The organism is Streptomyces griseorubiginosus (genome assembly GCF_036345115.1).
Classification (GTDB): Bacteria; Actinomycetota; Actinomycetes; order Streptomycetales; family Streptomycetaceae; genus Streptomyces; species Streptomyces griseorubiginosus_C.
This window is the reverse complement of record NZ_CP107766.1, coordinates 6,747,237-6,771,086: the sequence shown is the minus strand read 5'-3', so window position 1 is coordinate 6,771,086 and position 23,850 is coordinate 6,747,237. Positions and strand designations below refer to the sequence as shown.

21 protein-coding genes are annotated in these 23,850 nt (G+C 72.0%); 8 read left to right on the top strand and 13 right to left on the bottom strand.

Annotated elements, in window-relative coordinates; all coding sequences use genetic code 11:
* Window positions 1-275: 275 nt before the first annotated feature.
* Window positions 276-695, top strand: coding sequence for a transglycosylase SLT domain-containing protein (locus tag OHN19_RS30640; RefSeq protein WP_330267292.1), 420 nt, complete (start codon window positions 276-278; stop codon window positions 693-695).
* 46 nt (window positions 696-741) lie between these two features.
* On the opposite strand, the gene OHN19_RS30635 is transcribed toward OHN19_RS30640, so the two are convergent.
* Window positions 742-1,986, bottom strand: a complete 1,245-nt coding sequence (locus OHN19_RS30635) for an alpha/beta hydrolase (protein ID WP_330267291.1) — start codon at window positions 1,984-1,986, stop codon at window positions 742-744.
* 105 nt (window positions 1,987-2,091) lie between these two features.
* Here OHN19_RS30635 and OHN19_RS30630 point away from each other — a divergent pair, with 105 nt between their 5' ends.
* Complete coding sequence (locus tag OHN19_RS30630) at window positions 2,092-2,790, top strand: YoaK family protein (protein WP_330267290.1); 699 nt, start codon at window positions 2,092-2,094, stop codon at window positions 2,788-2,790.
* 106 nt (window positions 2,791-2,896) lie between these two features.
* Here OHN19_RS30630 and OHN19_RS30625 read toward each other — a convergent pair whose 3' ends face one another.
* Window positions 2,897-3,730 (bottom strand): alpha/beta hydrolase, encoded by an 834-nt coding sequence (locus tag OHN19_RS30625; protein WP_330267289.1) that lies wholly within the window; start codon window positions 3,728-3,730, stop codon window positions 2,897-2,899.
* Between the two features lie 105 nt (window positions 3,731-3,835).
* On the opposite strand from OHN19_RS30625, the gene OHN19_RS30620 reads away from it, so the two are divergent.
* The gene (locus OHN19_RS30620; protein WP_330267288.1) at window positions 3,836-6,106 is read left to right on the top strand and encodes an ATP-binding protein; all 2,271 of its coding nucleotides are present in this window, start codon (window positions 3,836-3,838) and stop codon (window positions 6,104-6,106) included.
* A gap of 87 nt (window positions 6,107-6,193) precedes the next feature.
* On the opposite strand, the gene OHN19_RS30615 is transcribed toward OHN19_RS30620, so the two are convergent.
* Together OHN19_RS30615 and OHN19_RS30610 are read right to left on the bottom strand one after the other, a co-directional pair.
* Window positions 6,194-6,643 carry a pyridoxamine 5'-phosphate oxidase family protein gene (locus OHN19_RS30615; RefSeq protein WP_330267287.1) on the bottom strand — a complete coding sequence of 150 codons (450 nt, stop codon included), beginning with the start codon at window positions 6,641-6,643 and terminating at the stop codon, window positions 6,194-6,196.
* 1 nt (window position 6,644) lies between these two features.
* Entirely contained in the window at window positions 6,645-7,100 is a 456-nt protein-coding gene (locus tag OHN19_RS30610; protein ID WP_330267286.1) for a hypothetical protein, read from the bottom strand.
* Between the two features lie 141 nt (window positions 7,101-7,241).
* Here OHN19_RS30610 and OHN19_RS30605 point away from each other — a divergent pair, with 141 nt between their 5' ends.
* Complete coding sequence (locus tag OHN19_RS30605) at window positions 7,242-7,760, top strand: hypothetical protein (RefSeq protein WP_330294129.1); 519 nt, start codon at window positions 7,242-7,244, stop codon at window positions 7,758-7,760.
* Between the two features lie 19 nt (window positions 7,761-7,779).
* On the opposite strand, the gene OHN19_RS30600 is transcribed toward OHN19_RS30605, so the two are convergent.
* Window positions 7,780-8,949, bottom strand: a complete 1,170-nt coding sequence (locus tag OHN19_RS30600) for a steroid 3-ketoacyl-CoA thiolase (protein ID WP_330267284.1) — start codon at window positions 8,947-8,949, stop codon at window positions 7,780-7,782.
* Between the two features lie 239 nt (window positions 8,950-9,188).
* On the opposite strand from OHN19_RS30600, the gene OHN19_RS30595 reads away from it, so the two are divergent.
* Complete coding sequence (locus OHN19_RS30595; protein WP_330267283.1) at window positions 9,189-10,427, top strand: cytochrome P450; 1,239 nt, start codon at window positions 9,189-9,191, stop codon at window positions 10,425-10,427.
* On the opposite strand, the gene OHN19_RS30590 is transcribed toward OHN19_RS30595, so the two are convergent.
* The 4 genes from OHN19_RS30590 to OHN19_RS30575 all read right to left on the bottom strand — a co-directional run bounded on the left by OHN19_RS30590 (window position 10,414) and on the right by OHN19_RS30575 (window position 15,635).
* Entirely contained in the window at window positions 10,414-11,577 is a 1,164-nt protein-coding gene (locus tag OHN19_RS30590) for a flavin-containing monooxygenase (protein ID WP_330267282.1), read from the bottom strand. The two genes, OHN19_RS30595 and OHN19_RS30590, sit on opposite strands and share 14 nt — an antisense overlap.
* A complete protein-coding gene (locus OHN19_RS30585) occupies window positions 11,574-11,795 on the bottom strand; it encodes a tetratricopeptide repeat protein (RefSeq protein WP_330267281.1) in 222 nt (73 codons plus the stop codon). Before OHN19_RS30585 ends, OHN19_RS30590 begins: the two co-directional genes overlap by 4 nt.
* Window positions 11,796-11,873: 78 nt before the next feature.
* Window positions 11,874-13,556 carry a response regulator transcription factor gene (locus tag OHN19_RS30580; protein WP_330267280.1) on the bottom strand — a complete coding sequence of 561 codons (1,683 nt, stop codon included), beginning with the start codon at window positions 13,554-13,556 and terminating at the stop codon, window positions 11,874-11,876.
* A 72-nt stretch (window positions 13,557-13,628) separates the two neighbouring features.
* Window positions 13,629-15,635: a bifunctional glycosyltransferase 87/phosphatase PAP2 family protein gene (locus tag OHN19_RS30575; protein WP_330267279.1), complete on the bottom strand. Its 2,007-nt coding sequence runs from the start codon at window positions 15,633-15,635 to the stop codon at window positions 13,629-13,631.
* 312 nt (window positions 15,636-15,947) lie between these two features.
* Between OHN19_RS30575 and proP the strand changes: the two genes are divergently transcribed.
* The gene (gene proP, locus OHN19_RS30570; RefSeq protein ID WP_391193195.1) at window positions 15,948-17,312 is read left to right on the top strand and encodes a glycine betaine/L-proline transporter ProP; all 1,365 of its coding nucleotides are present in this window, start codon (window positions 15,948-15,950) and stop codon (window positions 17,310-17,312) included.
* 87 nt (window positions 17,313-17,399) lie between these two features.
* Window positions 17,400-18,071: an O-methyltransferase gene (locus tag OHN19_RS30565; protein WP_330267278.1), complete on the top strand. Its 672-nt coding sequence runs from the start codon at window positions 17,400-17,402 to the stop codon at window positions 18,069-18,071.
* Between the two features lie 26 nt (window positions 18,072-18,097).
* Here OHN19_RS30565 and OHN19_RS30560 read toward each other — a convergent pair whose 3' ends face one another.
* The 4 genes from OHN19_RS30560 to OHN19_RS30545 form a co-directional block, all read right to left on the bottom strand.
* Window positions 18,098-18,490 carry an FHA domain-containing protein gene (locus OHN19_RS30560; protein WP_330267277.1) on the bottom strand — a complete coding sequence of 131 codons (393 nt, stop codon included), beginning with the start codon at window positions 18,488-18,490 and terminating at the stop codon, window positions 18,098-18,100.
* 158 nt (window positions 18,491-18,648) lie between these two features.
* Complete coding sequence (locus tag OHN19_RS30555) at window positions 18,649-19,410, bottom strand: hypothetical protein (RefSeq protein WP_330267276.1); 762 nt, start codon at window positions 19,408-19,410, stop codon at window positions 18,649-18,651.
* 5 nt (window positions 19,411-19,415) lie between these two features.
* Complete coding sequence (locus OHN19_RS30550; protein WP_330267275.1) at window positions 19,416-20,111, bottom strand: EF-hand domain-containing protein; 696 nt, start codon at window positions 20,109-20,111, stop codon at window positions 19,416-19,418.
* 544 nt (window positions 20,112-20,655) lie between these two features.
* On the bottom strand, window positions 20,656-22,701 hold the full coding sequence (locus OHN19_RS30545; protein WP_330267274.1) for an MFS transporter: 2,046 nt from the start codon (window positions 22,699-22,701) through the stop codon (window positions 20,656-20,658).
* Between the two features lie 160 nt (window positions 22,702-22,861).
* Between OHN19_RS30545 and OHN19_RS30540 the strand changes: the two genes are divergently transcribed.
* Window positions 22,862-23,833 carry a peptidoglycan-binding domain-containing protein gene (locus OHN19_RS30540; protein ID WP_330267273.1) on the top strand — a complete coding sequence of 324 codons (972 nt, stop codon included), beginning with the start codon at window positions 22,862-22,864 and terminating at the stop codon, window positions 23,831-23,833.
* Window positions 23,834-23,850 lie beyond the last annotated feature (17 nt).

The window sequence follows — 23,850 nt, the reverse complement described above, 5'->3', positions numbered from 1 at the left end:
ATGACCCAGCTCACCTACTACAGGGAACAGTAGGAACAATTCCGACATAACGCCCAGCGTGCACCCCCTCTGACCTGCACTTTGAGAGCCGGATCACACAGACGGCCATTCCCGGCTATTCGACCACAACTAGTAAAAGGGGTCATTGCGGACGCCTTCCGAGCCTGTTTCTGTGGACGACGTCGCACGGCGCCGACAAGCCCACGGGCCTCGGCGCCGACGCATGTCCCCCGGGACCGCGAGCGACACCACCGTCCCCGAAGAAAAGGTTCCTCGTGTCCGTCTCCCGCTTCGCCCGCCGCATCGCTTCCCCGAAGAAGGCCATCACCACCGCCGCGATGGCCGCCGCCACCGCCGGCCTGGTCCTGACCGCGGCGCCGGCCCAGGCGGCCACGACCAGCTCCTCCGCCCAGGCCAAGGCCATCGCGCACAAGATGATCCCGAACGCCGCGCAGTACAACGCGTTCAGCAAGATCGTCGAGCACGAGAGCGGCTGGGACGTCAACGCCACGAACTCCTCCTCCGGCGCCTACGGCCTGGTCCAGGCCCTGCCGGGCTCCAAGATGGCCTCGGCCGGCTCCGACTGGAAGACCAACGCCAAGACCCAGATCAAGTGGGGCCTGGACTACATGAACTCCCGCTACGGCAGCCCGACCGGCGCCTGGGCCTTCTGGCAGGCCAACGGCTGGTACTGAGTCGACGCGCCCAGCACCGCCGTACCCCTTCGGCACACCGCGCCGCTCACCGCCGTACGCCGTCGAAGAACCGCACCACCTGCGGGGCCGACACCACGACCGACCCGAAGTGGTCCACGGCCCCCTGATCGACCACCCGCACCCTCGCTCCCTGACCTGCGAGGGTGCGGGCGCATGTCCGGGTGTTGGCGAGCGGCACGTCGGTGTCGCCGCCGGCGGCGTACAGCCGCACCGGTACCTCCGGTTTCCAGTCGCAGGTGTGGTCGGCGGCGCGCATCGCGTCCAGCACGGCGCCGGACGGGTGCCGAAGACGGTCGTAGAAGAGAGGCGTGAGCAGCCGCTTCACCGAGGGCGCGAGTCCCCTGACGACCTCCTCCTGCTCGTGGCTGCCGTCGAGGAGGCGCTCGACCCGGCTCGCGTACGGCGCGCGGAACGCGTCGGAGGGGTCCTTGTAGAGGGGGTGCAGCCGGTTCTGCGCGACCAGCCAGTACGCGGTGTACAGGACCCCGCTGACGTCGTTGACCCGGCCGTCGAACAGCGCGGGCATCTCCTGGCCCTCCAGGTCGTACGGGCCGCTGACCGGGGCGAGCGCCTTGAGCCGGAAGTGCCGGTCGGCACCCCCGTCCAGCGCCTTCCCGAGCGCCATCGCGACCTGGCCGCCCTGCGAGAAGCCCGTCACGTACAGGTCCCCGGTGAGCGGACGGCCGAGCCGGTCCGCCGCCGTCCGGGCGGCGCGCAGCATGTCGAGGGAGGCGGTCACGGACGAGGCGGTGTCCATGTAGGGGTGCGGGCCCGGCCCCCCGCCGAGGCCGAGGTAGTCGGGGGCGGCGACCGCACGGCCCGCGCTCGCGTTCAGGTACGACGGGATGCGCCCGAAGTCCTCGCTCGCCGAGGGCGCGTAGTCGCGGTCGACCATCGTGCCGTGGGTGTCGGAGACCAGGTCGAGGCGGTGCGGGCCGCCCTCGGGGAGCGTCAGCAGGCCGGTCGCGGTGGTGGGGGCGCCGTGCGGGTCGACGGTCCGGTAGGTCAGCCGGTACGCCCGTACGCCGTACCGCACCACGCCGGCGTCGACGTCCCGCCCGGTCAGGAACGCCCTGACCTGCCCGGCGTTCCGGTCGGCGACCGGGGCGACGGAGACCAGCTCACCGCGGGCCGTCCGCTGCGTGGGCTCACCGGCGGCCGCCGCCACCGGTGCCGCGGCGAGCCCGGCGAGCAGCAGGGCAGCCGCTCCGGCGAGTCCGCGTCGCCAACTCGCCCGTTCTCCATGGGATTCACGTGTCTCATCACTCATGTCCGTCGACGCTACGGACGCCCGGATCCCCCCGACATCCGAGAGCCCCCCGCTTCCGTGGTGGACTTGGGTGCACCCTGCCCGTCCGGCCGTCCCGGAGACTCGATGAGCGAACAGAGCGGCACCGACACGAAGCCCGCCCACGACCCCGAGGCCCGCGGACTGCGCCTGGTGCCCGTGCTGCTGGGGCTGACGGTGGTCAGCGGGCTGATCGACGCGGTCAGCTATCTGGGCCTGGAACACGTCTTCACCGCGAACATGACCGGCAATGTGGTGGTGCTCGGGTTCGCGGCGGCCGGCGCACCCGGCTTCTCGGTGGAGCACACCCTGACCTCGCTGGGGTCCTTCGTGGTCGGCGCGATGGCGGGCGGCCGGGTCGCCGTACGGCTCGGCGCCGGCTCCCGCCGCACCTGGGCCCGCCTCACGCTCGCCGCCGAGGCGGTGCTGCTGGGCATCTCGGCGGTGGTCGCCTTCGTCGCGCCGGGCGCCACGGCCACCGCCTACACCCTGATCGCCGTGACGGCCTTCGCGATGGGCCTGCGCAACGCCACGGTCCGCAGGCTCGGCGTCCCTGACCTGACGACGACCGTGCTGACCATGACGTTGACCGGCCTCGCCGCGGACTCCCGGGCCGGAGGCGGCCCCGGCACCCGCTCCCCCCGCCGTACGGCGTCGGTGATCGCGATGGTGGCCGGGGCCGGGATCGGCGCGTGGCTGGTGCTCCACCACGGCCTCGCCCTTCCGCTGGCGATCGCCGCGGGGCTGGTGGCCCTGCTCGCGGTGACCGCCTCGGGGCGCGAGTGACCCCCTTTCCGGGGGTGCCTCGGGGCGCGAGTGACCCCCTTTCCGGGGTGCCTCGGGGCGCGAGTGACCCCTTTCCCGGGGGTGCCTCGGGGCGCGAGCAGCCCGCTTACTTGGCCAGGAAGGCCAGCAGCGCCGAGGTGACCTCCTCCGCGTGGGTCCACAGCAGGCCGTGCGGGGCGCCCTCGATCTCGACGTACTCGGCGGACGGCAGCAGCGCGTGGAAGGGCCGGCCGGTGGCGTCGATGGGCAGGATGCGGTCGCCGGTGCCGTGCAGGATCAGCGCAGGCACGTCGATCTTCGCCACATCCGCGCGGAAGTCGGTGATCCAGGTCGGCACGCAGGCCACCGAGGCGTGCGCCGAGGCACCCGCGGCCACGTTCCAGCTGCCGCGCACGGCCGCCTCGCTGATCCGGCTGCCGAGCGTCTCGTCCAGGTTGTAGAAGTCCTGGTAGAAGGCGTCGAAATAGGCGTAACGGTCCTTGGTCACGGCCTCCAGGATCCCGTCGAACACCGACTGGTCCACGCCCGTCGGGTTGTCGTCGGTCTTGAGCAGGAAGGGCTCCAGGGAGGCCAGGAAGGCCGCCTTCGCGACCCGGCCCGAACCGCAGGTGCCCAGGTAGCGGCCCACCTCGCCGGTGCCCATCGAGAAGCCGACGAGGACCGCGTCGGTCAGGTCGAGGGTGGTGAGCACTTTGTCGAGGTCGGCGGCGAAGGTGTCGTAGTCGTAGCCCGTGGTGGGCTGCGAGGAGCGGCCGAAGCCGCGGCGGTCGTAGGTGATGACCCGGTGGCCGGCCTCCAGCAGCGCGGGCAGCTGCTTCTCCCAGGAGTGGCCGTCGAGCGGGTAGCCGTGGATCAGCACGACCGGCTGTCCGGTGCCGTGGTCCTCGTAGTAGAGCTCGATCGGGGCGCTGTTCTCTTGACCGACGGTGATGTACGGCATGTGAGTCGTCCTTCGCGTAGGGAGATTCCAGCTCACCAGGATCGGCGTGTGCCCGCCAGGCAGAAGTACAGGCGGAACTAGAGAGCGCTTGTTCTAATTGTCGTGATGACCAGTCATGCACCTGAACCACCGCAGTCCGAACCGCCCCCCGGCAGCACCCCCTTCGGCGTGATGCTGCGCTCCCTGCGCCGGGCCGCCCGGCTCACCCTGGAGGAGTTGTCCGAGGCGTCCGGGGTGAGTGTGCGCGCCCTGGGTGACCTGGAGCGCGGCCGCAGCCGGGGCCCGCAGCGCCGTACCGTCGACGCGCTGGCCGCCGCCCTGCGGCTCGACGTCGAGCAGCGCGAGCGCCTCCAGCGGCTGGCCGACGCCGGCCGGGAGCGCGCGCCGGCACCGGCACCGCCGTATCTCCTGCGGACCGTCCCGGACTTCACCGGGCGCCGGCAGGAACTGGCGGACCTGGAGGCGCTCGCCACCGGCACGCGCACGCGTGCCGCGGTCCTCTTCGGGCCGGGCGGGCAGGGCAAGACGACCCTGGCCGCGGAGGCCGTACGGCGGCTGAGCGGCGCCTTCCCGGACGGCAGTGTCTGCGTCCAGCTGCACGGCATGAGCGAGGCGCCGCTGCCGCCCGCCGAGGCACTGGTCCTCCTGCTCACCGCGCTCGGCCAGCCGCCCGACCGTATCCCGGTGGACCCGGTCGCCCGCGAGGCCCTGTACCGGACCACGCTCGCCGGCCGGCGGGCCTTGATCGTCCTGGACGACGCGGCCGACGAGGCGCTCACCCGGCCGCTGCTGCCGGACGCCGAGGGCAGTTTCGTGCTGGTCACCAGCAGACGGCCGCTGGCCGGTCTCGAAGGCGTACGGCGGATCAGGCTCGGCGGGCTCAGCGGCGGGGAGTCGGCGCGGCTCCTCGGGCGGATCCTCGGCTCCCCGCGCACCGACGGCCAGTCCGAGGCGATCACCCGGCTGACCGAGCTGTGCGGCCACCTCCCGCTGGCCCTGCGGATCGTCGGCAACCGCCTCTCCAGCCGCCCGAGCTGGACCCCGGCCCGGCTGGTGGGCCAACTCGCCGACGAGGAGCGCCGGTTGAGCGGCCTGGTGGCGGGCGACCTCGCCGTCCGCAGCGCCCTCGCCCTCTCCTACGGCCAACTCACCGACCCGCACCGGCTGTTGCTGCGCCGACTCGCCCTGGTCCCGGGCCATGACACCGGCGTCGAGCTCGCCGCCGTCCTGACCGGCGAGGACCCGCCGACCACCGAGGGCTCCCTGGACCTGCTGGTCGACCGGGGGCTGCTGGAGGAGACCGCGCCCGGCCGGTACGCCCTGCACGACCTCGTACGGCTCTTCGCTCGGGAGCGCCTGAGGGACGAGGAGGAGACCGCGGAGGCGGTCCGACTCGGCATGGCGGACTGGCTGTTGCGGTCGGCCTCGGCGGCGGGGCGCTGGTTCGAGGCGCCGGGTGCGCCGGAGCCGTGGCCGGGCGAGGTCGCCGCCTTCGCCCCGGGGTCCGCGGAGGCGGCGGAGGAGTGGCTGACCGCCGAGCGCGCGAACTGGGCGGGCGCCCTGCCGGTGCTGTTCGCGGCGGGCCGGCACGCGGAGATCCTGCATGTCTCGCGCACCCTGTACTGGTTCTCCGACCGCCGCCACCAGTGGCCCGAGTGGCGGGCCCTGTTCTCGTACGGCGCCCGGTCCGCGGCCGCGCTCGGGGACCGCACGGCCGAGGCCCACCAGCTCAACTGTCTCGCCTGGGCCCACTCGGTCGGCGCCTACCAGTACGTGGAGGGCGAGGAACTGGCGCGCAGGGCTCTGGAGTTGGCGACCGAGACCGGTGCCGTCGGCGAGCAGGCGTGGGCGTGGGCGTACATCAGCGGGGCCTGTCTGAGTCTGAAGCGGCCCGCGGAGGCGGCGGAGGCGGCCGAGCGGGCCTCCCGGCTCTTCGAGGAGACCGGCGACACCGCGGGCCGGGCGGTCTCCCAGCGGGTCCTCGGCAAGGCGCTGCGTGAGTCCGGCCGCGCGGAGGAGGCGCTGACCCTGCACCGCGCCCTGATGGGCACCTCCACCGGGGACGTGCCCGGCCTGGACGCCTACGTCGAGGCCCTGCTGCGGCACGAGATAGCGAACGACCTGCTGGCCCTGGAACGCTGGCCCGAGGCGGTGGCGGCCTTCCGGATCGTCACCGCACCCCGCTCCCACGGCGACCTCGACCGCTTCCACGCCCAGGCCCTCACCGGCCTCGCCACGGCGCTGCGCCACTGCGGCGAAGTCACCGAGGCCCGCACCCACTTGGTGCGTGCCCGGGAACTGTTCACGGCAGCCGGCGACACGACGGCCGCGTCGAGCACGGCGACGGCCATCGAGGAGCTCGGGGGCGTCGGTTGATGGGCGGTCGACCGGGAGTCGGTTGAGGTGACCGGGGGGCGGCTGAGGTGCGGAGCGTCGGCTGAGGTGAGCGGGGCGTCGGATCCGCTACACCCTCACCCGGTGATCCGGCCGTCCGTCCTTCGCCAGCATCGAGTGGGACTCGGCCGCCGCCCGGTAGAGCCGCATCCCGCTGGCGCCGCGCACGTCGTCGAGGGTCCAGACCCGCCCGCCGTGCAGAAGCGTCCGCCGCGAGTACACCTCCAACACCTCCTCGGCCCCTTCCACGACCTCCTCGGCGACGGCGGACATGTACACCCCCTGCCCGGTACCGATCTCCGCCGACGAGTCGAAGACGACGATCCCCACCTCGGGCCGCACCGCGATGTTCCGCGAGTGGACCGCCTCGGGCGAGGACACCCAGAAGAAGTCCCGGCACCCGGCGTGCGCGAAGTAGACGGGTGTACTCCACGGCCGCCCCTCCGCGTCCGCCGTGGCCAGCACCAGATACCGGCTCGCCTCGACGATCCCGCGCGCGTTCTCCCTGCTCGGCCGCATCTCAGCGGCTCCTTCGGTACGTCAGCGCGAAGTCCGTCTCCCACTCCGCCGACGCGGCCTTCGACTGCTCCCACACCCCGTGGATGCTGTCGCCGTCCGCGCTCAGCCGCCCGGTGAAGCGCTGCCGGAAGGACAGCGGGGAGAAGTCCTCCTCCTCGCGCAGCAGCTGCCACACCTCGCCGTCGAAGGTCATCGCGTACAGCCGTACGACACCCCGCGAGTCGAAGTAGTGCTGCGTGTACGCCCCGGTCTCCGGCTCGACCGACACGATCGCCATGCTGTCCGGCGCGGGATCCGGCGCCAGCGTCCGCTGCACCAGGAACCGCCCACCGAGCTCCCACCCGAACACACTCCGCCCCGAGCCGACCTCCTGCCCGGGGAACTCGGCCTCGACCACCCACTCCCCGACCAGACCGTCCAACCGCCGAAGAGCCTCTTCCCGCTCCGCCGCGCCCATCGCGACCACCTCCTGAGAGCAAGGACGGCGGCAGCGGTCGGAACTCATCGGTGGAGCCACCGCCGCTTCGCAGGACACCAGAGCATGTCCATGGCAGAATCCGACACTTGGCGCTGATCATCTCTGGGGGGAGACACAAGCATGTTCCGACATGCCTGGACCATGGGAGTCGTGGCGGCTTCCTTGCTCGCCACCGCCTGTACGGCGAGCGCGGACCCGGCGTCCGCACCACGGTCGCCGTCCGTGGCCTCCGCAGCTGCCCCGCCGTCCCCGGCGCCTTCCCTGAAAAAGAAGACCCGGGACGACGTGATCAGCGACTTCCGCTACGCGACCGAGGCCTTCGACCTGGGGCTGACCGTGGTCAAAGACCCGTGGAAGCGTGAATGCGTGGCGGATTCCACCGCCTTCTCCCGGACCGAGCCCGGCAAGAAGGACCTGCTGCGCGTGGTCAGCCGGCTCAAGGAGCGCGGATGGCGCCTGCGGGGCGATGTGGATGCCGACGGCGCCACCTTCCTGGAGTCGGGCGGCTGGGACATCATCACGGGCGTCGGTCCCATTCCGGGCGACATCAAGGACCGGGTGCCCTCCTCGGCATCCGGCGCCCTCGCGTTGAGCGCCATGTCGAAGTGCACCAAGCCGCCGAGCCCGTCCCCGCGGTAGAGGCCGCGATGCGGGACTCCTACATCCGCTGAATGATCGTGCCGGTGGCCAGCCCACCCCCCGCACACATCGTGATCAACGCGAACTCCTTGTCCGCGCGCTCCAGTTCATGCAGCGCCGTCGTGATGAGCCGCGCCCCCGTCGCCCCCACCGGATGGCCGAGTGCGATCGCGCCGCCGTTGACGTTGACCTTCTCCAGGTCCTGTTCGAAGACCTGGGCCCAGCTCAACACCACCGACGCGAACGCCTCATTGATCTCGACGAGGTCGATGTCCTTGAGGGACATGCCCGCCTTGCCGAGGACCGCGCGGGTCGCGTCGATGGGGCCGTCGAGATGGAAGTGGGGGTCGGCACCGACCAGCGCCTGTGCCACGATCCGCGCCCGCGGCTTCAGCTTCAGCGCCCGCGCCATCCGCTTCGACGCCCACATGATCGCCGCCGCTCCGTCGCTGATCTGGGACGAGTTCCCCGCCGTGTGGATCGCCGTCGGCATGACCGGCTTCAGGCCCGCCAGCGCCTCCATGGACGTGTCCCGCAGCCCCTCGTCCCGGTCCACCAGCCGCCACATGCCCTGCCCGGCCCGCTGTTCGTCCTCGGTGGTCGGCACCTGGACCGCGAAGGTCTCCCGCTTGAAGCGCTCCTCGGACCAGGCGACGGCCGCCCGTTCCTGGGAGATCAGACCGAGCGAGTCGACGTTCTCGCGGGTCAGCCCCCGGTGCCGGGCGATGCGCTCGGCCGCCTCGAACTGGTTGGGCAGGTCCACGTTCCACTCGTCGGGGAACGGCTTTCCCGGCCCGTGCTTGGAGCCCGACCCCAGCGGCACCCGGGACATCGCCTCGACCCCGCAGCTGATCCCGACGTCGATGACCCCGGCCGCGACCATGTTGGCGACCATGTGGGAGGCCTGCTGCGAGGAGCCGCACTGGCAGTCGACCGTCGTCGCCGCCGTCTCGTAGGGCAGCCCGACCGTCAGCCAGGCCGTGCGCGCGGGGTTCATGGACTGCTCGCCGGCATGCGTGACCGTGCCGCCGACGATCTGTTCGACCGCGTCGGCGGGGATGCCGGTCCGGCCGAGGAGTTCACGGTAGGTCTCGCCCAGCAGATAGGCGGGATGCAGATTGGCGAGCGCGCCACCGCGCCTGCCGATGGGGGTGCGGACGGCTTCGACGATCACGGGTTCGGCGGCCATGGGTGCGGGTCCTCTCCTCCGAACGGATCCCTGGAACTCCGAAAACGCTGGAACTAGTACGTGTTCTAGTTGGCGCGCTGCTTGCAGTCTGCTGACGATTCATCCACCACCGCAAGGGTCTTGCAGGCAATTGGGGTCTCCGCACCCCTTGCCTCTTGTAGAACCCGTTACTACCTTCACGGCAGCTCTGTTCCTGATGGGCCGTCAGAAAGCTGTCGAACAGCTGGAGTGAGTTGCCGATGCAGTGTCCAGCGCTTCCCGACGGGTTCGACTTCACCGACCCCGACCTGCTGCAAAGCCGCGTACCGCTGCCGGAGTTCGCCGAACTGCGCCGGGCCGAACCGGTGCGCTGGATCCCCCAGTCGGGCAACATCGCCGGCTTCCAGGACGAGGGGTACTGGGCGGTCACCCGGCACGCGGACGTCAAGTACGTCTCCACCCACCCGGAGATCTTCTCGTCGTACCTCAACACGGCGATCATCCGCTTCAACGAGCACATCCAGCGGGACGCGATCGACGCGCAGCGCCTGATCCTGCTGAACATGGACCCGCCGGAACACACCCGGGTCCGCGGGATCGTCCAGCGGGTCTTCACCCCCCGGGCGATCCGCGCCCTGGAGGAACGCCTGCGCAACCGGGCCCACGCGATCGTCGACACCGCCCGCGCGCTGCCCGGCGCCTCCTTCGACTTCGTCACCCAGGTCGCCTGCGAACTGCCCCTCCAGGCCATCGCCGAGCTCATCGGCATCCCGCAGGACGACCGGGCGAAGATCTTCGACTGGTCCAACAAGATGATCTCGTACGACGATCCCGAGTACGCGATCACCGAGGAGGTCGGCCAGGAGTCGGCCATGGAGCTCATCGCCTACGCGATGAACATGGCGGCCGACCGCAAGCAGTGCCCGGCCGAGGACATCGTCACGAGACTGGTGTCGGCGGAGGACGAAGGCAGCCTGAACTCCGACGAGTTCGGCTTCTTCGTGCTGATGCTCGCGGTCGCCGGCAACGAGACGACCCGCAACGCCATCACCCACGGCATGCACGCCTTCCTCACCCACCCCGACCAGTGGGAGAAGTACAAGGCGGAACGCCCCTCGACGGCCGCCGAGGAGATCGTCCGCTGGGCGACCCCCGTCAACGCCTTCCAGCGCACGGCCACCCAGGACACCCAGCTCGGCGGACAGCAGATCAAGAAGGGCGACCGGGTGGGCATCTTCTACGCCGCCGCCAACCACGACCCCGAGGTCTTCACCGACCCGGACGTCTTCGACATCACCCGCGATCCCAACCCGCACCTCGGCTTCGGCGGCGGCGGCCCGCACTACTGCCTCGGCAAGTCCCTCGCGGTACTGGAGATCGACCTGATCTTCAACGCGATCGCCGACGCCATGCCCAACCTCCGGGCGGCCGGCGACCCACGCCGGCTGCGCTCGGCGTGGATCAACGGTGTCAAGGAGCTCCAGGTCACCCTGGGCTGACCCCGGTTCCGGCGCCACGGGCCGACGGCTTGCGCGAGCCGGCGGCCCGTGCCGCCACGGGTGCCCGGCCGGTCCGCCCCGCGAGATGCCGTACGACGAACTCCGCGTCCCGTCCCACGCCCTGGATCATCGACGAGGCCATCGCGTACTGGAACAGCCGCCCCACGAAGTACAGTCCGGGCCGCCCCTCGACGACTCCGCGCCGCTGCACGGGCTCCCCGTCCGCGTCGAACACGTCCAGGTCGATCCAGGAGACGTCCGGCCGGAACCCGGTGCACCACAGCACGTTCGCCACCTCGGGCCGGGTGCCGTCGGCCAGCTCCAGCCGCCCGTCCCGCACTCCGGCCGTCCGGGCCACCCGCTCCACCCCGGCCGCCTTCAGGTCACCCGACTTGACCCGGATCAGCGGCGCGCTGTGCGCGAGCACCCTGGGCCGCAGCTTCCGCCCCATCGGCGTGCGTACGGTCAGCACATGCCGGAACAGGAAGAACAGCACCGGGGTCAGCGCCCGGGACACCCGCCGCTCGATCCGCCAGGGGATCTGTCCCGGATGCGGCCCGGACAGCAGGACGCGCCGTGACGCCGACAGCTCCAGCGCGATGTCCGCCCCCGAGTTCCCGGCCCCGACGACCAGCACCGGCCCGTCGGCCAGCTGACTTGGACCGCGGTAGGCGACGGCGTGCAACTGCCGTACGTCCGGGTCGAGTTCGGCCGCGAAGTCCGGCACCTTGGGCAGCCGGTCGTACCCGGCCGCGACCACCACGTTGTCGGCCGTGTACGTCGACTCCCCGTCCGTCTCGACGACGTACCGCGTCCCGTCGTACGACAGCCTCCGCACCCGCACCCCGGTCCGCACCGGCAGCTCCGCCCAGGCCGCGTACGCCTGGAGGTAGTCGGCGAACTCGTCGCGGGTCGGGAACGACCAGTCGTCGCCGGGGTAGGGCAGTCCCGGCAGGCCGTCGAAGCGGGCGGGGCTGAACAGCCGCAGCGAGTCCCAGCGCTCCCGCCAGCAGTCGCCGATCCGCTCGCCCGCCTCCAGGATCACGAAGGGGCGGCCGCTGCGCGCGAGGTGGTACCCGGTCGCGAGCCCCGCCTGTCCGCCCCCGACGACCACGGTCTCGATGTGCTCGTGCCGCTGTTCGCTGCTCATGCCGGCTCCTCGGTCCTGCGGTCGGCCGCGGTTCGGCCGGCCCCCGTCCGTGTCCGGCGGTCGGCCTCGTAGATCTCCACGGCCTGCCGCAGCACCCGCTCCGCCTCGGCGTACTCACCGCTCACCCGCAGCAGCACCCCGAGGTCCGCGGCACAGTCGGCGAGCCTCAGCCGGGCCGTCCGTACCTGTTCGCGGAGGGTGCTCACGTCGTCGGACACGCTTCGATGCTCGCCGCGCGGGCCGGGCGCGCGCATCGACAGCAATGCCCATCCGGTACGGGCCCGGCATGGGTGGTTCTACGCAGAGCCGTCCGGCCCGAGCAGCCCGTGCTCGTAGGCGTACGCCGCCGCCGCGGTGCGGGAGCCCACGTCGAGCTTGACGAAGATGTTGCTGAGGTGCCGGGCCACCGTCTTCTCGCTGAGGACCAGCTCGGTGGCGATGGCGTGGTTGGTCCGGCCCCGCGCGAGCAGCCGTACGACCTCGAGTTCGCGGGGTGAGAGGACGGAACGGCCCCCTCCCGTGAGCCGTGCCGCCCGCCGCGCGTCCGGTCCGGCGCCGAGCCGCTCGAAGGTCTGCCGGGCCGTGTCGAACTCCAGCACCGCGCAGTCCTCGTCCCCCAGCGCCCGGCAGGCGAGGCCCACCAGCACCCCGACCCGCGCCGCCTCGTACGGCACCTCCAGCTCCCGCCACCACCGCCCGGCCTCCCGCAACGCGGGCAACGCCGCCTTCGCGTCGCCCTCGGCCAGACGCACGGCACCCCGCGCCTGCCCGGCCGTCGCCCGCAGCGCTGCCGCACCCTGGGCGTCGGCGATCAGCGCGAGTTCGTCGGCCGCCCGGGCGGCCTCGGCGAGATCACCCCCACCGTCCCCGTCGGCCTCGGTCGCCTCAGCCTCTCCGCCCGCCAGCAGCACCTCCACCGCGGCCGCCAGCAGCCGCGCCCGGCGCATCGGCTCCCCTGTCTCCGCAAGGGCCCGGCGGAGAGCCGCCAGCGCGGTCGGGCGCCGGCCCTGGGCGAGCCGGAGCAGCGAAAGGCCCGGCTGGGTGTCCCAGCCGTAGCGCAGGGTGTCGCGGTAAGCCTGCTCGGCCTCCGGGTACGCGCCACGCAGCCGGTGCAGTTCCGCGAGCTGGTAGTACGCGCAGCCCGCGACGGCCTCCCCGTACCCGGCGGTGAGCTGGTCGCAGGCGAGGCGGGCCTCGTGGACGGCGTCCGGCCAGTCGCCGCCGAGCTGGAGAAGGGCGGCCCGGTGCACCCGGCACAGTCCCCGGTAGGCGCCGGAGAAGTCGGGCTGGGCGGCGCACCACTCGGCGAGGGCCTCGCTCCACTCCTGGGCGCGGCTCAGTTCCTGGAGTTCCTGGCAGGTGCCGATGACGACGCAGTAGATCATCCCGGTCATCCGGGCCGACATGGTGCGCTCGGCGACCGCCACCATGGCCTCGTCCAGCTGGGCGAGTCCGGCCGCGGTGTCCCCGTTGCTGACCAGGGCGAGCCCGAGGGTCATCGCCGTGCCGGCCACGAGATCGGCGTCCGCCCCGGCCCCGACGGCCTTGTCCAGACGCCGGGCCACGTCGATCATCGGAGCGTGCTCACCGGCCCGGAAGTGCAGCTCGGCCTCCAGCATGAGCAGATAGGCGCACTCCTGGCAGCCGGGATCGCTCTCCGCGAGGCGCCGGGCCCGCCCCAGCCAGGCCCCCGACTGCGCGAACTCCCCACCCCAGGCCAGCCCCTTGCACAACCAGTAGGCACAGCGCAGAGCCGCTCCCACGGCCCCTTCCTCGGCGTATGCGCTGAAGGCCCGGCGCAGCAGCACGATCGCCTCGTCCCCGTGCCCCAGCATGTCCGCGGCCTCGGCCAGCAGTTCGACGTCCGCGGTGTCGAGCGGTCGTACGGCATCGGCGGCCCCGAGCAGCGCGTGCGCCTCACCCCAGGCCTGCCGCCGCCCGGCGTCCCGCCCCTCCAGCAGAGCCACGTCCACGTCCATGCCGCCTCCGCCACCATTGTGGTCCGACGGCGACAAGGACGCGCCCCTCCCGGAGCACCCCAGCGGGCCCACTCACCGCTTCACGAGCGACCGTTCCCCGGAGTCCTCCGCCGCCACGGCCACCACGCGGGCCCGCGGCCCCTGGAACAGGTACGACAACCCGAACCCGCCGGCGACGACCGCCGCTCCGCCCACCGCGTCCAGCACCCAGTGGTTCCCGGTGGCCACGATCGCCGACACGGTGAAGAGCGGGTGCAGCAGGCCCAGCGCCTTCATCCACCACTTCGGTGCGACGAGCGCGATCACCACCCCGCACCACAGCGACCACCCGAAGTGCAGCGAGGGCATCGCCGCGTACTGGTTGGTCAGCGCGGTGAGGGTGCCGTAGTCCGGCTTCGAGAAGTCCTGCACGCCGTGCACGGTGTCGATGATCCCCAGCGTCGGCATGAGCCGGGGCGGTGCCAGCGGGTAGAGCCAGAACCCGACCAGCGCCAGCAGCGTCGCGAACCCCAGTGACGCCCGGGCCCACCGGTAGTCCACCGGTCGCCGCCAGTACAGGACGGCGAGCACGCTCAGCGGCACCACGAAGTGGAACGACGTGTAGTAGTAGTCGAAGAAGTTCCGCAGCCAGTCGACCTTGACGACCGCGTGGTTGACCCAGTGCTCGATGTCGATGTGCAGCCATCGCTCCAGGTCGAGGACCTGCTGCCCGTGCTTCTCGGCGGTGAGCCGCCCCGCGGAGTTGCTGCCGCCGGTCGCCGCGAGTCTGACCTGCTGGTAGGCGGCGTAGGTGACACGAATCAGCAGCAGTTCCAGCAGCAGGTTCGGCCGGGTCAGCACCCGGCGCAGGAACGGCAGCAACGGCACGTGCCGGAACCGGGCGGGAACCGGTGGGGCGTACCGGGTGGGGATCGGGGTCGCGTAGTACGGCGAGGTCCGGGACAGGAACGGGATCACCGTGGCGGCGGCCAGCGCGGCCAGCAGCACCGCGTTGTCCCGCAGGGGGTACAGCGCCGAGATGTGCGGCAGCAGCATGCTCGCCGGGAGCGTCATCACCACGACGATGGCGACCGGCCACACATACCGGTCGGAGGCCCGCTTCCCGACCCGCCCGACGACCGCGAGCAGCACCCACAGCAGCTGGTGCTGCCAGGCCGTCGGCGAGACGGCGATCGCCGCGCAGCCGGTGATCGCGACCGCGAGCAGCAGCTGGCCGTCGCGCGCGTAGCGCACGGCCCGGCGGACCCCGAGGAAGGCCACCCCCGCGCCCAGCACCAGGAAGAGCGCGATCTCCAGCGAACCGGAGACCCCGAGGCGCAGCAGCATTCCGTGCAGGGACTGGTTGGCGAGAGCGTCGGCGGGTCCGCCGAGGCCGGTGCCCGCGAGGTGGTGCACCCAGTAGGTGTACGAGTCGTGCGGCATCGCGGCCCAGGCGAGCGCGGTGCTCGCGGCGAAGGTCGCGCCGGTGGTCAGGGCGGCCCGGCGGCGGCCGGTGAGGAGGAGCAGGGCGGCGAAGAGCAGGACCGTGGGCTGGAGGGCCGCGGCGAGGCCGATGAGCAGGCCGGCGACCCGCTGGTCACGGACGGTGAAGCAGGCGAGCAGGACCAGCAGGACCGGGATGATGCTGGTCTGGCCGAGGTAGAGCGTGTTGCGCACGGGCAGCGACAGCATGAGGAGGCTGATCGCGACCGGCGCGGCGAACAGCGCGGTGCGGCGGCTGACCGGCCGGGGCAGGGCGCGGGCGGCGACCAGGCCGAGAGCGACGACCAGCAGGAGGGTGCCGAAGGTCCAGCCCCAGCCGAGCGCCTGCTCGGCCGCCCGGGTCAGGGGCTTGAGGACGAGTCCCCCGAAGGGGGTACCGGTGAACTGCGTCGAGTCGTAGAGCGAACCCTTCACATGCAGGACGCCGTCCGGGCCGACCCAGGTCTCCAGGTCCGTCAGGCGCTCGCCCTTGGGGGTGCTGAGGACGACGGCCACCTGACGTACCGCGAGGACGGCCGCCACCAGCCACAGGGCGAGCCTGGCCGCGCGCAGCCGCGCCTGGACCTCGCTGGTCCCACTGTGCTCCGCATTCGCCACGCCTCGTCGGCCTCCCGTCCCGTTCGTGCCACGAGTCCATGAGGGAGGACGCAGGGAACCCCCGCTTCACCTGACGCCCGATCTCCTTTTGTCCGGATGACGATAGTCCGCGCACCATTCGGTTGCGCGCGCAGGGCGCGAGAAGGATCACATGAGATCCGGAAAGCGGGGTATCGGATCCGGAGCCGAGTACCTGCATACAGCACGTTTATGCACACTCAGTGACCGAAAAGGGGCGCCACGTGACCCGGTCAAGTCCCCTTATGGTCGCTTTTTGCCCTTGTCCCCGTCGAAAGGCAGGCGAGCGAAGTTTTGCCGAGTGCCCCGGCCATCACCCCCTCGGTCCACACCCCCCGCACCCCCGACACGCCCGAAGCCGTCACCGTCGACCCGGCGCTCGTGAAGCGCGCGGTGAAGGCCGCCGCTCTCGGCAACGCCATGGAGTGGTTCGACTTCGGCGTCTACAGCTACATCGCGGTCACCCTGGGCAAGGTCTTCTTCCCGTCCGGGAACCCGACCGCCCAGCTCCTGTCGACGTTCGGCGCCTTCGCCGCGGCCTTCCTGGTCCGCCCGCTCGGCGGACTGGTCTTCGGCCCGCTGGGCGACCGCGTCGGCCGCCAGAAGGTCCTCGCCGTCACCATGATCATGATGGCGGCCGGCACCTTCGCCATCGGCCTGATCCCGTCGTACGCCTCGATCGGCGTCGGCGCCCCGCTGCTCCTCCTGGCCGCCCGCCTGGTCCAGGGCTTCTCCACCGGCGGCGAGTACGCGGGCGCCTCCACCTTCATCGCCGAGTACGCCCCCGACAAACGGCGCGGCTTCCTCGGCAGCTGGCTGGAGTTCGGCACGCTCGCCGGGTACATCGCCGGCGCCGGCCTGGTCACCCTGATGACGGCCCTGCTGTCCACCGAGGACCTGGTGTCCTGGGGCTGGCGGATCCCGTTCCTGATCGCGGGCCCGATGGGCGCCATCGGCCTCTATCTGCGGCTGCGCCTGGAGGAGACCCCGGCGTTCGCGGCCGAGGTCGAGAAGGCCGAGTCGAGCCGCCCGAAGGTCCCGCTGCGCGAGATGATCACCAGCCAGTGGCGGGCGCTGCTGCTCTGCGTCGGCCTGGTCCTGGTCTTCAACGTCACCGACTACATGCTGCTGTCGTACATGCCGAGCTACCTGACCAGCGAGCTCAAGTACGACGAGACCCACGGTCTGCTGGTCGTCCTGGCCGTGATGGCGCTGATGATGGTCGTCCAGCCCTTCGCGGGCGCCCTGAGCGACCGTGTCGGCCGCCGCCCGGTGATCGCAGCGGGCTGCGCGGGCTTCCTGCTCCTGTCGGTCCCGGCCCTGCTGCTGATCCGCCAGGGCAGCCTGTTCGCGATCGCGCTCGGCATGGGCGCGCTGGGCCTGCTCCTGGTCTGCTTCACGGCGGCGATGCCGTCGGCCCTCCCCGCCCTGTTCCCGACCCGGGTCCGCTACGGCTCTCTCTCGATCGGCTTCAACGTCTCGGTGTCCCTCTTCGGCGGCACGACCCCGCTGGTGGTGACCGCTCTGATCGGCGCGACGGGGAACATGATGATGCCCGCCTACTACATGATGGCCGCGGCCGTGATCGGCGGCGTGGCGGTGTGGTTCATGACGGAGTCGGCGGGCCGGCCGCTGCCGGGCTCACCGCCTCAGCGGTAATTGCCCTGACAGGAGCCGGGAGCACGCCTATATTCATTAGCGCAACTAGTTAGCTGACCTAACTAGGCCGATGAAAGGCACAGGTGTATGAGCGAGTCGCAGTTCTGGGAAGACGTCGACGACTACTTCACCACCCACCTCGCCCCGGAGGACGAGACACTCCGGGCCGCCCTGAGCGACAGTGAGACCGCCGGTCTCCCGTCCATCGCGATCACGGCGCCGCAGGGCAAGCTCCTCCAGCTCCTGGCGCAGATCCAGGGCGCCCGCACGATCCTGGAGCTCGGCACGCTGGGCGGCTACAGCACCATCTGGCTGGCCCGCGCCCTGCCCGCCGACGGCCGCCTGGTCTCCCTGGAGTACGACCCGCGGCACGCCGAGGTCGCGAACCGCAACATCGCCCGCGCGGGCCTCGACAAGGTCGTCGAGATCCGCGTCGGCGCCGCGCTGGACTCCCTGCCCCGGCTGGCCGACGAGAACCCGCCCCCCTTCGACCTGGTCTTCATCGACGCCGACAAGGGCAACAACCCGCACTACGTGGAGTGGGCGCTCAAACTCACCGGCCCGGGCAGCCTGATCGTCGTCGACAACGTCGTACGGAACGGCCGGGTCGCCGACCCCGACAACCCGGCCCCCGACGTCCGGGGCACCCGCACGGCCCTCGAACTCATCGGCCGGCACCCGAGGTTGAGCGCCACGGCGATCCAGACCGTGGGCAGCAAGGGCTACGACGGCTTCGCGCTGGCGCGAGTGCTGCCGTAACCCCCCTGCCGTCGCAGCCGTCCCGCTCAGACCTCGTGGTAGAAGCCGACGTTGACGCTGCGCGGGGCGGTGCGGTCGCGGATGACGATCTCGCCGTTGCCGCCCCGGGGCAGGGTCACGGAGCCGCCGTAGACCAGCGGCTGGGCGTACGCCCCGGAGACCAGCTGTACCTCGGACGAGGGATCGGGCTGCGAGCCCTGGAGCCAGGTCACCTGCCAGACGCCCTCGGGGCCGCACAGGAACTCCAGGTGCACCCGGGAGACGAACAGCCAGTCGTCCGGCGTCACGAGCCGGCACACGGACTTGTCCCGGCCCACGCGCAGCACGGTGCCCGGGTCACTGGGCGCCTCGGTCATCTGCATCCCGGCCGTGGCACCCTCCTCCGCCGCGGTGACGACGGCCATGGTGAGTTCGAGCACGTGCGCTCCTCCTGGAAGGTTCCTTGCGCGGCGCCCCCGTTGGACCACCGCCGCCGCATGATAAATCGCCCGGCACGGCGGTGTCCGGTGCAAGGCAACGCAGACCGGCCCGCTGCCCGGGTCCGGGCAACAGGCCGGTCGTGTGTACGAACGGGACGTCAGCTGTGCAGCAGCCGCTCCGTCAGCTCGCGGTAGTCCCGCAGCGCCAGCCGGAGTTGCTCGGTGTCACCGGCGCCGACGGCCTTGCCCTGACCGCCCTCGCCGGTCTGCCAGGAGTTGCGCAGCGTACGCCGACGCTGCTTCACCGCGTCGGCGAACCGCGCGGCGACCTCCTCCAGCACGTGGTCGGCCTCCTCGACGGCGGACCGGGGCTCGTCGACGAACCCGGCGACGGCGTGCTGGAGCCGCGTACTGAGCTTGTCGCACTCCTCGTGCGGCAGCAGCCGGGAGTCATGCCCGGAGGCACCGCGGACGGCGGAGGTCTTGTCACCACCGGCAGCGGAGTCACGGCCGAGGCCCGACTCGCCGGAGTCACGGCCGAGGCCGCGCTCGCCGGAGTCGCGCCCGAGGCCGCGCTCGCCGGAGTCGCGCCCGAAACCGCTCTCGCCGCCGCGCACACCGTCCCGGTCGCCGGCCGGGGGCACCGCGCCCGGCACGGACTCACGACGCCCGGCGCTCTCGACGCCGTCCGCACGCTCTTCCGTACGGCGGCCCACACCCTCCTCCGTACGACCCGCACGCTCGGTACGGCCGTCCCCGTCCCGCTCACCGCGGGACGTGTCCAGATCCGGCGCCTCGGTCTCGGTGGGAGTCACCAGGGGGCTGTGCGCACCCGTGGGCTCACCCGCCGTGCCCTTGCCGCCGATCCTGCCCTCGCCCCGGGTGCCGTCGGCACCCGGCCTGCTCGTGGCATCCGTCATGTCACTCAACTCCCCTTCGCGTGACGCCTGTTGAATGCCCACGGAAGGTGGCCGCGGCTGTTCTCACGGCCGTCGCGGGGCTGGCCCGCGCGCACCTGGGACTCGTCCGTGGGGGTGCGGGACTCCTCGCGGCGCTGCGGCGGCCCGACGAGGTCCTCGAAGAGCGCCCGCGCCTCGACCATGGCCTCGCGCAGCTCCTCGGTGTTCACCCGCCCGTCGCCGTCCCGGTCGGCGTTCACCCGGGCGCCGGCCAGGGTGTGCACCCGCCGGTAGCCGTGCACGTGGTGCGCGTGGTGCACGGACAGTGCGGCGAGCTGCTCCTCGTACTGTCCGCCGTCCGGGAAACCGCGGTCCTTGGCGAGCTCGGCGAGCAGCCGGTCGGCCTCGGCGACGGCCTCCCGAGGGGAGTCGACGAAGCGTTCCTGGGCGGCGGTCCAGCGCTCCTCGTACTGCTGGCGCCGCGCCGGTTCGAGGGGCTGCTCGCGCAGGGATCCGTGCCGCTCCACGCGTTCGGTGAGTTCGCGCTCGGCGGCCTTCTCGTCCCCGTCGTGCCGGGCCACGGCGCGGTCGTACTCGGGCCCGAAGCGGCGCTTCAGGCCCCGGCCGTGCTGCGGGCCCCGGCCTCGCAGGGTCAGGACGGCCGCCACGACTAGGACGGCCGCCACGATCACGATCAGAGCGATGATCAGGCCTGTTGACATATCAGCCGGGTTGCCGTGAACTCCCCCTTCAAACCGTCTCCGCATGTGTGAACGCGGCCGCCCAGGGGGGTGCCGGGTGCGGTTGTCGGGCGGGTGCGGGTGCGTTGTGGCTGGCCGCGCCCCCGCTGCGCTGGGCTTGGGCCGGGCGCCTATGGGGGTGCCGAGTCCTGTTGTCGGGCGGCTGCGGGTGCGTCGTGGCTGGTCGCGCAGTTCCCCGCGCCCCTGGGGGGTTGCAGTTGACCTGCGCCACGACGGGACCGTCAGCCGCCTGCGCCCGCCCCCATGCACCGTTCGCCGCGTACGGCGCGCAGGGGACGGGGTGGGGGGTGTCCGCCCGCAGCGGCCGGCGTCCGGAACCGAGCCCCGTGTGAGTGACCGAGCCGCCGGACCGAGGACGGACACCCCCACCCCGGCACCGACCCACCCACCGGACCGGATGCGCTACGCACGCCCCCACCGGACAGCAAGGGGCCGCCGCAGGCCCCTCAGGGGCGCGGGGAACTGCGCAAAACGCCCGCCCCCACCGAACCCGCACCCGACCGCCTCACAACCGAACCCCCGCCCCACCCCCATGCGGCTCCTCCCGATCCGACCCGCACAGCTCGTCGTTCAGGGACTTCACCAACTGGACCAGATCCGTGGGCCGATCCGGCCCCCACCAGTCCCCCAGCAGCTCCGCCAACGACTCCTCCCGCGCGGAAGCCAACCGCACGGCAACCTCCCGCCCCGCCTCCGTGAGCCGGAGATCGGGCCCTTCCCGCTCCGCCAGCCCCCGCTCCTCCACCTGCCGAGCCGCCTCGATGATCACGCTCAGCGGCACGGACGTCCGCTCCGTGAGCAGCGCCGGCTCCACCCACCCGTACCGCCGCATCCGCAGCACCAGCCAGCTCGACGCCGGCAACAGGTCGTACCCGGCCCGCTCCGTGATCTTCCGGTAGACCTCCCGCCGCCCCTCCCGGGTCCCCAGCAGCGACAGCGCCCGGCACACCTCGTCGTACGACGACCGCTCCACCGGATTGCTGGCCAGCGTCTCGGTGACGTCGGGCGCCGTGACCGACCCCCGCAGCCTGTCCTCCTTGAGGAACCACGCGAGCAGGAACCCGAGGAACGCGACGGGCGCGGCGTACAGAAAGACGTCGGTGATGGACGAGGCGTACGCGTGCAGCGCCGCGGGACGCAACGCGGCCGGCAGCTCCCCGAGCCCCCGGGAGTCGGACTCCAGCCCGGACACCGAGACTCCGGGCGGCAGTTGAGCCCCCCGCAGCGCCTCGGCCAGCTTGTCCCCGAGCCGGTTCGCGAACACCGTGCCGAAGATCGCGACGCCGAAGGACGCCCCGATCGACCGGAAGAACGTCGCCCCGGACGTGGCGACGCCGAGATCCTCGTACGAGACGGCGTTCTGCACGATCAGCACCAGCACCTGCATGACGAGCCCGAGCCCCAGCCCGAACACACAGAAGTACACGCTCATCACCCAGGTGGAACTGCCCTCGTCGAGCCGGTGCAGAAGCAGCAGCCCCAGCGTCGTGACGGCCGTCCCCGCGACCGGGAACACCTTCCACCGCCCGGTACGGCTGACGATCTGCCCGGAGACCGTCGAGGACAGCAGCAGCCCGAACACCATCGGCAGCATGTGCACGCCGGACATCGTCGGCGAGACTCCCTGCACCACCTGGAGGAACGTGGGCAGATAGGTCATCGCCCCGAACATCGCGAACCCGACGATGAAGCTGATGACGGCGGACAGCGTGAAGGTCCGGATCCGGAACAGCTTCAGCGGCAACACCGGCTCGGCGGCCCGCCGTTCGACCGCCACGAACGCGACCGCGAGCGCCACTCCCAGCACCGCGAGCCCGACGATCTGCGGCGAGCCCCAGCCCCACGTCGTGCCGCCCAGCGAAGCGACCAGCACCAGACAGGTGGCGACGGCGGCGATGAGGAACGTCCCCAGGTAGTCGATGACATGCTTCGCCGACCTGCGCGGAATCCGCAGCACGACCGCGATGACGGCCAACGCGACCACGCCCACCGGCAGGTTGACGTAGAACACCCACCGCCAGCTCAGATGCTCGGTGAACAGCCCGCCCAGCAACGGCCCGAGGACACTCGTCGCCCCGAAGACCGCACCGAACAGCCCCTGGTAGCGCCCGCGTTCCCGCGGCGGGACGAGATCGCCGACGATCGCCATCGACAGCACCATCAACCCGCCGCCGCCCAGCCCCTGCAGGGCGCGGAACGCGATGAGCTGGGGCATGTCCTGGGCCATGCCGCACAGCGCCGACCCGATCAGGAAGATCACGATCGCGGTCTGGAACAGCCGCTTGCGGCCGTACTGGTCACCGAGTTTGCCCCACAGCGGGGTCGCTGCGGTGGACGCCAGCAGATACGCCGTCACCACCCAGGACAGATGCTCCATCCCGCCGAGATCGCTGACGATGGTGGGCAGCGCGGTGGAGACGATCGTCTGGTCGAGCGCGGCGAGCAGCATGCCGAGCAGCAGGGCCCCGATCGAGACGAGGACGTTGCCGGACACATGTTCTTCTCCGGTGTCTCGCACTTTCCCCGTCATACCCTGCGCATCCGCCGTCATGAAGACCTCCCGGGGCTCTCGTTACAGCTCCATCGTGGTCGGTGTGACCGTTTATGGCCTGTCGAGTCCTTTTGGAAGCCGTTGTTCCGGGGGCTTCCGTTCACCGACTGTGAAGGGGTTCTGCATAATCTCTGGGGTTTGTGAGGGGAGGGACGAACACATGGCGGAGTCGAACAGTCATCTGTGCCCGGAGTGCGGGGCACCCAGAGGGGCCGACAACACCCCGTCCTGCGGCTGCACCCGGCGCGCGGCGGACGCGTTGCGCGAGACGCGCACCGCGGAGGCCGCGGCGGCGGAGGACTTCGACCCGCTCCGCATACGCCCGTACGTGGATCTGGACGACGAGACCACCCCCGTACCCCAGGTGCCCGCCACCGAGGAGACGATGCCGCTACGGCCCGTTCCGCCCGTACCCGCACCCCACGGAACAAGGGCACTCCCCGCCGACCTGAGCCTCTTCCAGGCGACAGACCCCCCGGCCGCCCCCGACGCACCCACCCCCGACACACCCGCCGCCGACCACCCCCGCCGCTCCCGCCGCCCCACGGTCCTCCTCGCCGCGGCCGGAGCGGTCGTGGCCGTGGTGGCCGCGGCCGGCTTCGCCAGCGGGCTGTTCGCGTACGAGTCGCCGTCCCGGGACGCGGCGGCCCCGCAGGACGTGCGACCGGCCGTCCCCGACGCGACGACGACCCCCGCGTCCGCGTCGCCGTCCCGGACCACGGAGTCCGTACGACCGCCCGCCGCACCCCCGTCGCCGACGGCGAGCACGAGCGCCTCGGCCTCGCCGTCCCCGTCGGTGTCCAGCGCCTCGCCGAGCCCGTCCCGTTCGACGGCGCCCGCGGCCACCCCGACGGCCTCCGCGGCGACGGACTCGGCGGCCGAGTCGGACGCGGCCCGGGAGGCGGCTCCGCCGGTGCTGCGGCGGGGTTCGGAGGGACCCGAGGTCGTCGAGCTCGAACTGCGTCTCACCCAGCTGGGGCTGTACACGAGGAAGGCGAGCGGCCACTACAACGAGGGCGTCGAGGACGCGGTGAGCCGGTACCAGTGGGCCCGGGGCGTCCAGCCCACGGAGTACGGGGTGTACGACCTGGTGACCCGCCAGCGCCTCGAGTCGGAGACGACGGAACCCTAGGTCGTCGTACCGGGGTG

What these genes read in the sequence shown, in the direction of transcription:
- OHN19_RS30565 (WP_330267278.1), top strand. Translation starts at nt 17,400, where the DNA reads ATGAGCGAGTCGCAGTTCTGGGAAGACGTCGACGACTACTTCACCACC.
- OHN19_RS30630 (WP_330267290.1), top strand. Translation starts at nt 2,092, where the DNA reads ATGAGCGAACAGAGCGGCACCGACACGAAGCCCGCCCACGACCCCGAG.
- OHN19_RS30555 (WP_330267276.1), bottom strand. Translation starts at nt 19,410, where the DNA reads ATGACGGATGCCACGAGCAGGCCGGGTGCCGACGGCACCCGGGGCGAG.
- OHN19_RS30615 (WP_330267287.1), bottom strand. Translation starts at nt 6,643, where the DNA reads ATGCGGCCGAGCAGGGAGAACGCGCGCGGGATCGTCGAGGCGAGCCGG.
- OHN19_RS30600 (WP_330267284.1), bottom strand. Translation starts at nt 8,949, where the DNA reads ATGGCCGCCGAACCCGTGATCGTCGAAGCCGTCCGCACCCCCATCGGC.
- OHN19_RS30625 (WP_330267289.1), bottom strand. Translation starts at nt 3,730, where the DNA reads ATGCCGTACATCACCGTCGGTCAAGAGAACAGCGCCCCGATCGAGCTC.
- OHN19_RS30605 (WP_330294129.1), top strand. Translation starts at nt 7,242, where the DNA reads ATGTTCCGACATGCCTGGACCATGGGAGTCGTGGCGGCTTCCTTGCTC.
- OHN19_RS30550 (WP_330267275.1), bottom strand. Translation starts at nt 20,111, where the DNA reads ATGTCAACAGGCCTGATCATCGCTCTGATCGTGATCGTGGCGGCCGTC.
- OHN19_RS30610 (WP_330267286.1), bottom strand. Translation starts at nt 7,100, where the DNA reads ATGGGCGCGGCGGAGCGGGAAGAGGCTCTTCGGCGGTTGGACGGTCTG.
- OHN19_RS30595 (WP_330267283.1), top strand. Translation starts at nt 9,189, where the DNA reads ATGCAGTGTCCAGCGCTTCCCGACGGGTTCGACTTCACCGACCCCGAC.
- OHN19_RS30635 (WP_330267291.1), bottom strand. Translation starts at nt 1,986, where the DNA reads ATGAGTGATGAGACACGTGAATCCCATGGAGAACGGGCGAGTTGGCGA.
- OHN19_RS30590 (WP_330267282.1), bottom strand. Translation starts at nt 11,577, where the DNA reads ATGAGCAGCGAACAGCGGCACGAGCACATCGAGACCGTGGTCGTCGGG.
- OHN19_RS30545 (WP_330267274.1), bottom strand. Translation starts at nt 22,701, where the DNA reads ATGACGGCGGATGCGCAGGGTATGACGGGGAAAGTGCGAGACACCGGA.
- OHN19_RS30580 (WP_330267280.1), bottom strand. Translation starts at nt 13,556, where the DNA reads ATGGACGTGGACGTGGCTCTGCTGGAGGGGCGGGACGCCGGGCGGCGG.
- OHN19_RS30620 (WP_330267288.1), top strand. Translation starts at nt 3,836, where the DNA reads ATGACCAGTCATGCACCTGAACCACCGCAGTCCGAACCGCCCCCCGGC.
- OHN19_RS30540 (WP_330267273.1), top strand. Translation starts at nt 22,862, where the DNA reads ATGGCGGAGTCGAACAGTCATCTGTGCCCGGAGTGCGGGGCACCCAGA.